Annotated in this window: 10 protein-coding genes; all 10 read right to left on the bottom strand. The window is 45.9% G+C overall.

What is annotated here, in order from left to right; genetic code table 11:
- Positions 1 to 248 precede the first annotated feature (248 nt).
- Positions 249 to 1,799: a hypothetical protein gene (locus C233_RS0104080; RefSeq protein WP_018666144.1), complete on the bottom strand. Its 1,551-nt coding sequence runs from the start codon at positions 1,797 to 1,799 to the stop codon at positions 249 to 251.
- A gap of 33 nt (positions 1,800 to 1,832) precedes the next feature.
- Positions 1,833 to 2,219 carry a hypothetical protein gene (locus tag C233_RS0104075; protein ID WP_018666143.1) on the bottom strand — a complete coding sequence of 129 codons (387 nt, stop codon included), beginning with the start codon at positions 2,217 to 2,219 and terminating at the stop codon, positions 1,833 to 1,835.
- A gap of 22 nt (positions 2,220 to 2,241) precedes the next feature.
- Complete coding sequence (locus tag C233_RS0104070) at positions 2,242 to 3,291, bottom strand: BACON domain-containing protein (protein ID WP_018666142.1); 1,050 nt, start codon at positions 3,289 to 3,291, stop codon at positions 2,242 to 2,244.
- Between the two features lie 7 nt (positions 3,292 to 3,298).
- Positions 3,299 to 4,645 (bottom strand): DUF4302 domain-containing protein, encoded by a 1,347-nt coding sequence (locus C233_RS0104065; RefSeq protein ID WP_025068942.1) that lies wholly within the window; start codon positions 4,643 to 4,645, stop codon positions 3,299 to 3,301.
- A gap of 13 nt (positions 4,646 to 4,658) precedes the next feature.
- Positions 4,659 to 5,591 (bottom strand): zinc-binding metallopeptidase, encoded by a 933-nt coding sequence (locus tag C233_RS0104060; RefSeq protein ID WP_018666140.1) that lies wholly within the window; start codon positions 5,589 to 5,591, stop codon positions 4,659 to 4,661.
- Positions 5,592 to 5,604: 13 nt separating this feature from the next.
- A complete protein-coding gene (locus C233_RS0104055; protein WP_018666139.1) occupies positions 5,605 to 7,182 on the bottom strand; it encodes a RagB/SusD family nutrient uptake outer membrane protein in 1,578 nt (525 codons plus the stop codon).
- A 20-nt stretch (positions 7,183 to 7,202) separates the two neighbouring features.
- Positions 7,203 to 10,790 (bottom strand): SusC/RagA family TonB-linked outer membrane protein, encoded by a 3,588-nt coding sequence (locus tag C233_RS0104050; protein ID WP_025068943.1) that lies wholly within the window; start codon positions 10,788 to 10,790, stop codon positions 7,203 to 7,205.
- 161 nt (positions 10,791 to 10,951) lie between these two features.
- Positions 10,952 to 12,097, bottom strand: coding sequence for a FecR family protein (locus C233_RS0104045; protein WP_034777952.1), 1,146 nt, complete (start codon positions 12,095 to 12,097; stop codon positions 10,952 to 10,954).
- A 79-nt stretch (positions 12,098 to 12,176) separates the two neighbouring features.
- Positions 12,177 to 12,665: a sigma-70 family RNA polymerase sigma factor gene (locus tag C233_RS0104040; RefSeq protein ID WP_018666136.1), complete on the bottom strand. Its 489-nt coding sequence runs from the start codon at positions 12,663 to 12,665 to the stop codon at positions 12,177 to 12,179.
- Positions 12,666 to 12,822: 157 nt separating this feature from the next.
- Positions 12,823 to 13,032 (bottom strand): exodeoxyribonuclease VII small subunit, encoded by a 210-nt coding sequence (gene xseB, locus C233_RS0104035; RefSeq protein WP_025068945.1) that lies wholly within the window; start codon positions 13,030 to 13,032, stop codon positions 12,823 to 12,825.
- Positions 13,033 to 13,036 lie beyond the last annotated feature (4 nt).

Below are 13,036 nucleotides of genomic sequence, written 5' to 3'. Positions count from 1 at the left end.
CGAACACTTTGTTTTTCATGTTGTGAACACTTTGTTTTTCATGCTGTGAACACTTTGTTCCAAAGGGGAAAACAAAGTGTTTCATACTGTGAACCAGGATATAAGCCCTAATTCCGGTAGGATAAGCAAACGGTATGGATAGCTTCTGTTTATGAGAAAAAAAAGGATGTACCCGATTCACATCCGGTACATCCTATGGTCACTTGTCAAAAAAAAATTAGATAGCCGAAGCTATTTTGGGGAGAGTATTAAAAATGAAAAAGCATTTTTTCCGTAAAATTCATATTTTTCTTCTTCGCGCTCTTTAATGATGAAGTTGCCGGGGTACTGGTTCTGTCCGGTTCCGTAAACTCTTGCTTAAATAAGCCTGTCGTAGCTCCGTCTTCCTGTGTGTAACCGAAAGCCCATGTAACATATTCTTCTCCGGGATAAACCGTACCTACATAAGTGACATTGTCAGTGTATTCCCCCGTATAAGCATAGCCTAACAGATATCCGAAGTTTTCGATAAAATATTGGATGAACTCCTCATCGGTCGCTCCATGCTTTACAAAATCTTCTTTTGAGAACGTTCCGAGCATATACCCTGCCGAAAGGTCGGAAGGAGTATATGTGATAGCTGTTCCGTACGCTCCATTCAAATCGATGTTAATGCCGATAGTAAGTCCTGTAACCGTACTCGGAGCCGGTGTTTTCTGCATTTCGGAAACGAAAGCCCTGGTTGTACGTACGCCTTTCTTATCCACACCGAAAGCAATAGCAAAATATTCCTGCTCGGGTTTCAATTCCGTAAGGTTCAAATCATTCATGACATTCAAGGTTCGCGTACCGGTATAAATATAGTTATCGCCTGCCCAGTCTATGCCAAAATACCCTGTTTCCTGCAATATCAGACGGTCGGCCCATGCCTCAGCAGTATATTCGTCCAAACGTTCGGCGGAAGACACACTTACATACCAGCGTGTCGTTTCCTTGGACGGGGTAACTTTTACATCGAGATTATTGGGAAGGACATTCGAGAATTCGAACTCAAACGTACAGTCATCCGCCACTTCGAATTTAGTCGTTCGGAAATCGAATCTGTACAACGGGGTCGTTACAACTTTATCGGCCGTCAAACCGAACGCTACCACTACGTATTCCGCATCTTCTTCCAGGGTTGCGAGCATTTCGCCCTTTACTCCTGTATCCAGCATATCGGCAAAAGTCAGTTCCGGAAGTGTTTTTGCCAGTTCTTCCAGGTATTCTATGTAGAACGTAAGGAATTCATTGTCCTTGCCCTCGTACTTATCCATATCGGCCTTCTTGGCATACAGATGTACATAAGTAGCTGTCTCTTTAGACGGCGTAATCTTGTATTGCGCACTGTTCCACTTAATGTTGGAGAATTCTACGGCAAAGGTTATGGTTTCCGTCTTAAATGTCTGTACCGCCAATTTGGAAACGGTTTCGCCGTATGAGGCTGCCGCAACAATCACATACTCTTTATTGATTTCCAACCCTGACTTCTGTACGGTTTCGCCCGCCACATTAACGGGAGATGCCTCCTTGTCTGCCAAAAGCTCCGCAGCGGTAGGTTGCGCGGCGTTGCTTAAAAGGACCTTATACACAGCTTTCTCGGCATCTTCTACTGTAAACTTTATGTCTACCGAGTTTTCAGAGGGTGTTACCTTCTCGATTTTAACCGCCGGAGCATGTGTCTCCGTACCCGGTGCGGGAACCGGTTCCGTCGTAGGGTCATCGTCACCGCACGCCCATAGCCCTAAGGCTATACATAATAATAAGCTTAACTTCTTCATAACTTGAATTTTATTTGATTAATAATAAATGTTTCATTTTCCCGCCACCGTATGTACCGTTACCGAAGTAGCGGCAACGGCATCTGCGTCTCCCTTTACCTGAAGCTCGATTTTCAACTCTCCCGGCAAGGTGTTCGTAAAGATATATTCATAATAGAACGGTACGGAGGAGATATCCGAGATAGTAATTCCGCCTACTTTCAGTTCGGCCGAAATGATTTTACCGTTATCGGCAGTACCTTCGCCGCGGATAATAAGCTTTTCGTCCGTGCTGACCGCCGAACCGTCTTCCGGCAGGAAAATCCTGCAAGTAAGGTGTTGCCCGGTTACGGGCTCGGAACTTATCGTATCGTCGTCGTGGCAGCCGGCAACCGACAGGCTAACGAAGAACAGGAATAATATAGATAATGTATGTTTCATAAACAGGATATATTTGAACTTCTTATTTATACAATGCGCAATGGATATAGTAGAAGGTGGTCTGCATAAAAGGACTTTCGTAAAGGTTCTCCATATTTTCATCCTCGTACGCCCGCAGTACGAAAGCAAGCGGGTCGGCTTCCTTCACTCCGCCGAAAGCAAGTATGAAACTGCCGTCTGCCTGCATGACCGGACCTAAAGTAATGGCTTGGGACGGGTTGCTTACAAAATTGCCTTTTGCATCGACCAGTTCGAAGAAGAAATACAAACCGCCGTCCGAACCGGTATTCTGTCCGGCAGGAAAAGCCAGGCAGTTTCCGGAAGCGTATGCGTGCAATACGAAAGGCGAACCTGTCAGCATATTAGACACTGTGTAGGTTCCGTCGGCATCTTTCCGTATGTCCACATCGGTCAGGGCATAGTCGGCTTCCATATCACTGAACTGTCCCTGCCAGGTTCCCAGCATATTATCCATATCGTACTGAATGACCTGGTAACGAACGGAGCGTTTTCCGGAAACCACACTGATATCAGTGCCGCGCATAGAGCCCGATACGTTCTTCCCGACAATGAACTTGCCTTTCCTTGCATCTTTGTCCCACACAAACGAAAGCCAGGATTGGCATGCCGTCGGGATTTTCACTTCGAAGTCCAACGACCCGTATAGGGTAAACGGTATTTCGGCCGCTTCGTTGGAGGTACGGAGTATCCACTCATCATTCAAATAGCCGAAAACGGCTCCCGCCTGGCTGATATAAAGGGTTTCGCTGGCTGTTCCGCATCTGACCGTGAGAGACATGTTCCTGCCTGCGATGCCGTAATTTTCTTTCACGCCGAAGGTTATCCGGGATGCCTCTACTTCCTTGACGGAGCACCAGTCCGTATCATCTGCCTGTACAGTTACCTCGCCCGCCGACCGCAACTCGATTACTCCTTCTCCTCCCGTTGCCTGGAAATTGACCGTAGCAGAGATGACCTCCAGCCCGGGAACGGAATTTTCGTCCTTATCGCACCCCGACCATATTATTGCCAGGACGGCAAGCAGCAAGTATATATTTATCTTATTCGTCATAATCGTATTAATTTTGAGGGTCCTTCTTCGTAAGCGAAATAAATGTGTAATAGTACCAGTATCCCATAGCGGACGACATGGAAAATTCTTCCGAATCATATAACCAGACGAGCATGGAAGTATCGGTAGCGCTCAGCTTATCAACGAAATGCAGCTTCAACGGCGACTGGTCGTCGACAACGCTCACCAATCCGCCACGCAGACGGGCAGGCATGTTCAGCTCGGTATGGGCGTAATTGCCGCTGCCCGCCACGCAGGCAAAGTAGTAATAGTTATTATAATTGCCGATTACCTGGGAGTCCAGTATCAGCTCGCCGGTAGTCTTATCGTACAAGAGCGGTATATCCAACGACAATTTGAGGTCTTCTATCACGACCAGCCCTTTCAGCGAATAACTTTCTCCGGCAACATCGGGAGTTATGGTAACGGAAAGGTTTTCCGTAACGACCTGGGCATCCTCGCCCACCCGGCTGACCGCAGCCTCATAACTGCCTACATATGTCTCGTAAGGGGTACGGTTGTCCAAAGCATATTCCACAAGGACCACACCGGAAGCGTCTGCATCTACGCATACGAACCGGCGCTCTTTCTTATCCCATTCAAAATTCTGTACGTTTGTTCCGCCCGCATCATAACCGGTATAGAGCCTCAACCCTTTCTCCGTGTATATATACGATACGATTTCTTCGGCTCCCGTAGCGACATCGTACGCCGAGAACGTGGCAAACGTACCGTTATTGCGGAGGAAGAGTTTTTGCAGCTTTCCGTCTTTCTCCAACCGGTATGCCCGTCCGCCGGCATCCTGTTCGATGACGTCTATATCGTCCAGCACGATACGCCATGGAATGTCCTTAGGAACCGGTGTCATCTCCATTATATTTCCATACCGCTTACCTTGTAGCACGACTTTGTCCTCGGAAGCGCTCATTACGATAAATTCGTAATCTCCCTCCAGGCTCATGTTGGCATCCAGGGGAGTCGAATAATTATGCAGCAGCAGGTTGCAGGTGTCGAAAGTAATCATCGTAGCCTGCTCGGCAGTGACCTGGTATAACGACCCGACCACCGTTCCCGGTTTATAAGCGCTCGGCCCGGTTCCGGCCGCCATATCGACATGTCCGTCTGCGAAACGCATCAGAAGGGTAGTACCGCCCAACGAATAGCCAGTACCTGCATAATATTCGAGTTTCCAACCGTTCGGTACATTCTGCAATATCTCCTGCACTCCGGTTACCGCCGTTGCAGACCTTACCGCCGAGGGTTCTCCGAACAAATCGTCTTCCTGGAAAAGGCACGACTGACAACAGAAGCCGGTAAGAAGCAATAAGGTATAAAAGAATAATCTTTGTTTCATCTCCACGTTTGTTTTATTGAATTACACTTAAATCGACTTCGCCTTTTGCAATCTCGTTCTGCCGGCGAAGAACGGCCTCACGTAACCGGTCTAAATCGATATTCCAGGTTTGCAGCATGTAGTTGTACACGATATCGAACTTACGCTGGATAAGTGCCCTGCCGGTGTCGCCGGCATTGGTAAGCATATCGTCCCAGTAGGTTTCCGTATTGGTGACATACATGGAGATATTCTCCACAAAGTCCTCGCGCGGTTCACTCATGGCATACGCCGTGACAAATCCCTCCAACCAGGCGTCTTTATCGGAGCGGGAGCTCGATGCTCCGGTTACCGGGTCGGTTTTTATGTACCAGTCGGCTCCCACATACGCATTTTCCGTAATCCGCTCGAAAGAGGGGTCGAAGCTCTTGGTCTGGTGCAGGATATGGGCGAACTCATGGTGCATGGTCTGGAAGTAATATTCGTTCAGGATGTCGATGCTGATGTTTTTCGGGTCTACGTCGTTCACATTATAGAGGGTAATCTTCATGCCGCCTTCTGCCGTGCCAACCACCATTGTCCCGTTATCCTCAAAAGCCGGGGAACCTACAAAATGTAGTATCTTAGGAACATAGTGACGCAGGAAGTCCGGATTTCCGGTAGTTTCATCATAGGCCTCCAGCCATACGTGTTTAACTATTTTTGCCAGTACCACCGACTTTTCATAGGTAGCCGGAACAAGTACGTGTGTCATATCGCTTTCCTTATCTTCCATGTGATATTTCAACTGGATGTTATAAGGGCCGGTATAGTTGTTTTGTATCCACCGGTCGAAAGCGTTCTGTGCAGTTTCGCTCCCCCCTTCGAAAATACTATTCCCGTAGTCGATGTCCGTATCTTGGTTACAGGAGACGAACAGCCCCGAAACGGCCAGTACCAATAAGCTGTATACAATGTATCTTTTCATACTTTTCGATGTTTTAGTCGTTTCTGGGATTAGGTTCCATACCGGCCGATATGACATTGGAAGGTAACTGAATGGCACGGCGCGGGTCGTCCACTTCCATAGTATCGGTAATACGTACCAGGGTACTCCCTTCGAAATAGCGGCGGTAAATAACGATTCCGTAGCGTTTTACATCTTGCCAGCGCAATCCTTCCTCGAGTGTCAGGATACGGCGTGCATGCAGGATACAATGAATAAGGTTCTCCTGCATTCCTTGTTCCACCGCAAATGCCGGATGAAGTTCTTTTTTTACGGAAGGATTAACCGTCTTCTCCGGCTCATAGTAATTTAAAGCCGCATAGAAACTGTGAATAGACTCTTTGGTAAGCGTAACCGTGTTTTTGGTAAACGCCTTTTGCCATGTATCGACATCGGCGGCGGCATCGTCATACCGTTTCAATAGGGCATATGCCTCGGCGCGGCAAAGCAACGTTTCGTCCGTAGTGAAAGCGGGCAGCATCATGTGTCCTATGTAGCTATCGCCCGATGATGAGTATTCCTGGTACAGAGCCAGACGGCGGAAACCGTTCTTAATGGAACCGCCCGGAGCGAAAGGTTCTTGCCAATAATTGGTCTGTGCTCCCCACGGTCCGGTAGACTTACAGGTTTCGGCCGCTGTAACGTCATTGTTGCAATACTTTTCGCAGGGGGCGTATCCGGGGTCTGCTACCAGAGGCCAATACGAATTGGCGGAAATCAGCAGTAAGTTAGCTTGATTATCAGCATTTACATATTCATTAGGTTGTACAGAGCGGTTGGAAGAAAGCATCCCGAGCGATTTCCAGTCGCGCAGGCTCTCTGCCGCATTGCTTCCCAATACCCGTTCGGCATATTCTATGACCTTCCGGCAGTTGGAAAAATCCGGTTGCATATAATAAAGGTAGAAACGGGCGGCAAAGGCATACGCCGCTTTCTTATTGAAATGATATTTCACCTTGCCGTAAATGTTGTCGTCTATCAGGGGAAGTCCTTCTTCGATATCTGCGGCTATCCGTTGATAGGTTGTAGCCAGTGTACCCCGGTCGTAGCTCGGATTTACCGTGGTTTCCAGTTTGTCCATATAGGGGATACCCAAATCTTGGCTGGCCTGAGTGGATGTGTATGCTTTGCAAAAAATTGTGGCAAGCAGGAAGTGGCTGTATGCGCGGCAGAGCAATGCCTCTCCTCTTTGCGGTTGCAGGTTCTCGGGATTTCCCATTTTTTCGGTAGCGTACAATGCCTGGTTGGCCGAAGCAATGGCATTATAGCAGTCAATCCACAAGGCATGAGGAGAATCCTGGTCTTCCTCGGTAGTTTGCTGCCAACGGTACATGTGCTCGTTCAAACGGAAAAGGTAAGTGTACAGGTTGCTGTTTTCATCGATATTATCGCTGTGCAACTCAGCGATTTCACAAGTGGTCGTTGTGGGATAGGCAGAAACCAATATTCTGGTGATGCTTTCTTCCGTAGTCAGCTCGGTCCTGTTATCCGGCAATTCGTCCAAGAAATCGGAACAGGAAGCAAACAAAGCCATTGCATAGAATGCGGCTATATATAAAAGTTTATGTTTCATTTTCTCTCTCCTTATCATAATTAAAAACCTATTCTCAGTGTCAATGTAAACTGGCGGGGCACTGGAGCAGCAACACCGCCGGTATTAAAGAATTCCGGGTCTTGCCCGTTCAATTTCTTATCCGCATAAATGAGGAAAAGGTTGGTAGCTTGTAACTTCAATGACAAATTGGATATCTTGGCAGGCTTTATCCAAGCTTTTGGAAATTCATAAGCAAGGGAAATTTCCTTCATACGGATGAAATCGCCTTTGGCAATGCGTTCCGTAGAATAATTATAGGCGTTATAAGCATATTCCAAATCCTGATTTCCGTTATATTGGCGTTTGGTAATGATAACCGGGACACTGGTACGCGTCTCGTCGCCCGATACCGTCCAACGGTTCTTAAACTCACGGGGCATGGAGGACAAATCCGAATAATGATAACTGAAAACCGGATTCATACGGACTACATTACCGAACGAGTAGGTTATGAAAACATTCAGCTTGAAACCTTTATAGGTAAAGATATTGCCCAAGCTACCGGTAATGGTAGGGTCGGTAGGTCCTTCGTATTTCAGGTAGTCCAGATTTTCACGGGTCTGGAAGTCGATATTCGTACTGGTTACTTCTCCATTAATCGAGTATTGGGGGATACCGTTCTTGTCCAGCCCTACAAACGGAATGGAAAACAGGCCGCGTACAGGATAGCCTTGCATGGCAAAGCCGTTGCCGGAAACAAGTTCCATCATGCTGGCACGCGATTTCAAATCGGTTACCTCATTCTTGGCATATGAAAAGATGAAATCCGTATTCCATGAGAACGACTTTGCTTTTAGGGTCTTGGTAGAGAGGGTAAACTCTACCCCATGCGATTTCATGGATGCGATATTGGCATATTTATAAATAGTACCGCCCACTCCCTGCGTAGCTATGATACCTATCAGGTCGTAGTTATTGCGTTTGTACCAGTCTACCGCGAAGTTGATGCGGTTATCCAGAAAACCCATATCCGCACCGATGTTCAACTCATGCTTTTTCTCATAGGTAAGCTCGCTGTTCTCGGGGTCGGATACGTACAGCCCGGTTTCCTGTCCGTCTGTAAAAGGACGGTAAGGGGAATAGCTCATGATGATAGCTTGTGAATTGGTTACGTATTCCGGACCGCGGTCGGCGGTCAGTGAGTAAGAGGCTTTCAACGTCAAGTGGGACAAGGCAGATGCAAAGGCTTTATCAAAGAAATCTTCTTCATGCACGTTCCACGCACCCGAGATGTTCCAGGTAGGTAACCAGCGGGCAGAACGGCTACGTCCCATACGGTTGGTTCCCTCATAACGGAAAGTGCCGTTCAATGTATAACGGCCGTCGTATGAGTAGGCCAAATTAGTGAAACCGGCTACGCTACGGGTAGTTGAATGATTCAAACTATAATAAGGTTCGCCGCTTTCGATGCCCTTCTTGAAATATTCATATACATAATAGGGTATCTCTCCCATGGTATATTGCATACCCCAACCCTGGAAATAATTCTGGGAACGTTCCAGGTTGTTGACTTCAAGCCCGGCAAACAAATTCGTCATATGTTTTTCTTTGAACAGATGATTCCACGATAGAGTACCGCGGAAATCTATTCCGAGCATGCGGTAATCTCTACGCTGATAGATACCGCCTTCCGGTAAAATAGTTATCGGTAATGCATACGGATTGTCGGGATTGGTATAAAGCAGATTATTGTCATCGCGGATAGTTGCGTCATCCATACCGGTGCGATAGGCGGTTGCCTGGTTGGACGCATCCATTATATTATGCTCCTGTGAAGAAGCCTGATATTTTACCGAGCCCAAAGCACTGATTTCCAATCCTGGAATTACTTTCCAACGCATCTCTCCCTGGAATTTCACATCAACGACATTCAAATCAATGTAGTTATTATCCAGTTCATGCAAAATGTTGAACGGTGCATAGTTTGTGGTATAGTCTACCGAAGGGTCTAATGCACGGGACGTATTCAATGCATAAGAATACGGATTTATATCAAACTGCCGGGTTACTTCACCGCTTGCAGCATTGACTTCCGAGCTCAATGTTCCCGGAGCTTTCTGCTTACGATACGAAGCATTGGCAATCATGTTTATAGACAGATTCTGATACATATTGTAAGTAGTATTCAGATTGGCGGTATAGCGCCTCACCTCGCTCTGCTTGTACCAGCCCGGGTCGGACATAGCACTCAATGAAGCATAGTAAGACGCTTTTTCCGAACCGGAAGTAATACTGACCGAATGGTTCTGGATAATATTGTTGGAGAACAAGACATCGAACCAATCCGTATTCCGCATCTCTGCCTGGCGCAAATAGGCATTGCGTGCCTCTGTCGTATTGGCAAGGCCGAACTGCCCGGTGGTTTCATTATATTGATTTATCAACTGGTACATCTTGCCATATACGCCGCTGTTTTTTGCACGATAGGTATCGCTGTTATTCAGCCAACCTTTTTGTTCCAGCTCTTTATAAATACCCATTTGCTCTTGGGAGTTCATAATGTTGAACTCCTTATAACTGGGTTTCATACGGGTGGTAAACTCGCCTGTATAACTGACTTTGTGTACTCCCGCTTTACCTTTCTTCGTTGTAACGACGATTACACCTGCCATAGCGCGTGCACCGTAAATGGAAGTGGCCGAACCGTCTTTCAGGATTTGGAAACTTTCAATATCATCGGGATTCAGACCTGCGATAGCAGAGCTGATAAGCGTCTCGGCATCGCCGGAGGAAAGGTCGTCGGCTCCTACTTCGATAGCATCTTCCATAATTACTCCGTCAACCACCCACAAAGGTTTGGAACTGCCGTAGATAGAGGTTGCACCGCGCACGCGAATCTTAGGTGCAGTACCGAAAGTACCGGACACATTCTGTACGGACACGCCGGCCGAACGTCCTTCCAGGCCGCGGCTGATATCTGCCATACCGTCCATTTTTATGTTTTCCGCCTTTAACTGGTCGGTAGCACCGGTAAACATACGCTTATCCATGCGTTGCATACCGGTTACCACAACCTCGGACAGTGTCTGTACATCCGACTGTAAGGAAACTTTCATGGTCGGTGAGGGTGAAAGCGATTGGGGAAGCATGCCGACGTAAGAGAATTCCAACTTGGAACGGCTGGAAACGTTGGGCAACGTAAACTTGCCGTCCATATCCGTCAGTACACCGGTAGAAGTACCTTTTACCATAACGGTAGCCCCGATAAGCGGTTCACCGTCGTCGGCAGATAATACGACTCCGTTTACGGTGTACACTTTTGCCTGCTTGGAAGGACCTTTTGTCGTAATGGTGATAAACTCCTTATCGATACTGTACTCGAGCTTCTTGCCGGACAGTACGATATCCAGAGTTTCACGGATATTCTTATCTTTGATTACGCCACTATATGTATATGGCTTCACATCATCATACGTAAAAAGGATTTTATAACCTGAAATTTTGCTTAACTGTTTAAATACAGATGATAGTTCTTCATTCTTGAACTCTACCGTAAGTTTCTTCTCACTCACTTGAGCTTCCGCATAGAACGGAAGCCAAAATAGGAAAAAGAAAAGCGGAAATAATAAGTACCTCTTTCTTCTCATCATACGTTTATTTTTAATAATATTAGCGAAGCTTCATTTATTAATAGTGCGTACGACTTGAATAACAAGACACCTCTTTTCCCTATTTTTTTCGGTTCATGAAACTTTTTCTCTAAAAAGCATCTACAATATGGAAGAACTTACATAAAATATGCACTCATTTAGTCAACATAGACCGTATTATCGCAAAGTGTTAACGTTACCTTTTTTAAACGATTCATCAGACGGATAGTTTCTTCAATTCCACCCTGGCGGTTAGACATGAAATGGATACGATACGCCATGGCCTCCTTATTCCTGAATATGACATTCACATTATACCACCGTCCGATAGACTGCATAATATCCGCCAAAGGCAGCTCGTCAAAATAGAAATAGCCGTCTCTCCAGTAAGTGTAGGCCTCGCTGTTCACTTCCTTCACTTCAAACAGGCCGTCGGAAAGAAGCATGGCATCCTTGCCCGGTTCCAAATCGACAAAACGTTCATTTTCACGGCTGCGTACCTGCACTTTACCGCTAATCAAGGTTACATGGCTATCCTCGGCCGTATAACTTTTCACGTTAAACTCCGTTCCGAGGACTTTGGTCTGCAAATAATCCGTTTTTACGATAAAAGGTTTCGTATCCTTAGTAACCTTAAAATAGGCTTCTCCTTCCAGGAAAACCGTACGTTCCTTCTCTACGAAAGCCGTCGGATAAACCAGCTTGCTGTTAGCATTCAGCCAAACCTCCGTACCGTCGCAAAGAATCAACTTGAATGTCTCCCCCCGGGGGATTACGATAGAATGGGTCTGCAACATCTTTTTAACTACCGGAACGGAAGCGGTTGCCAGGTTGGTATAATCGAGAGTCCGCCGTTTTTCTACCGGCTTATTCCCCTTTTTAGGTTCATCGTCCAGAAAGAACTGTTTACCGTCGTTCAATTTCAAGACAATACGTTGCTCGTGCGGGTCGGCAGCAAATACCGTGACCGATTTCGGAGGAGCAGCCGGTATATTGAACAAATAATTAAATGAAAAAAAGGCTCCTACCAGGATAGCTGCAACCGAACCACTCCATACCCAGAACATTTTGAGATATTTCTTTTTATTCCGCCTGCTTTTCAAACGCGCCAATTCCGCTTCTACATTTACCATACCGGCAGCCTGGCGCTTATGCAAAAGATATCTGACATCCATTAAATCCTTGCAAGCATCCAATGTCTCCGCATCTTCCAACTCCTCCCACTTTTTATCGGAAACATCGGCAGAACTTTCCATTAAATCCAGTGCTTTCTCAAATTCAGATGTACTATCCTGATTATTCATAAATCCGCTAATTAATTAATACTCTATTATAATTGCGTTTATAAAACTTATTTTGAACCGTTTAGCCTACTTTTTAGATTTATTTAGTAAATTCTTCCCGAATCGCTTTCAAGGCTTTAACTATGTGTTTCCTAACCGCACTTATACTGATATCCAACTCGGCGGCAACCTCCTTATATTTTTTCTCGTGCAGATAACATTCTTCCAGAATATGTCTCGTATGCGGCGCCATTCCGTCCAACACTTTCTGAATTTTCAGCATGCGCTCGTCTTGCTCCCAAAACTCTGTCTCGGTATAATTTTCGTACAACTTCCGAGAAAACTCAGCATAAGCATAGTGTATATCCTGATGCCGCAGATAATCGATAGAACGGTTGCGCACATAAATAAAGAGATACGACTTAGCCGTAGCCTTCTCTATCCTGCCGAAATTCTTCCATATATACTCAAAAGCATCACTCGCTATATCACGGCTTACTTCCCAGTTATTAATGAGAGAATGTGCATAGGAATAAAGAGGAACATAATACTCTTTAAAAAAGAAATCGAAGTCGGCGAAGTCCTCCACTTTTGCAAATTATTATTTATCTTAAAGAAAATTATCGGCGAATATAATTATTATAATAACACCAAAAAAGCGGAATCACCTCTTTCAATCTCCAAAAGAGTTATATAATATTAATACAACGAAAATCGGGCTGATAAAAGGATAGCCCCGGTACGTCCTATCCTTCCTGTTTATCTGCCAAGAGCTTTTTGACCTCCCGGTCTGCCTTAGTCAATTTATCACTACAGAACGCAATGATATCATTCGCTTCTTTTATCTTTTCGGCAAGTATGTCTATTTCCAACTCATTATTGTCTATCTGGCTGACAATCTTCTCCAAGCGTTCCATTGCCTGGGAATAAGTCTCTTTTTTTCTGGGTGTAGGCATAGGA

It is taken from the genome of Bacteroides gallinarum DSM 18171 = JCM 13658, assembly GCF_000374365.1.
Classification (GTDB): domain Bacteria; phylum Bacteroidota; class Bacteroidia; order Bacteroidales; family Bacteroidaceae; genus Bacteroides; species Bacteroides gallinarum.
The sequence above is the reverse complement of the archived record's forward strand: the minus strand, read 5'-3'. Positions and strand labels throughout refer to the sequence as shown.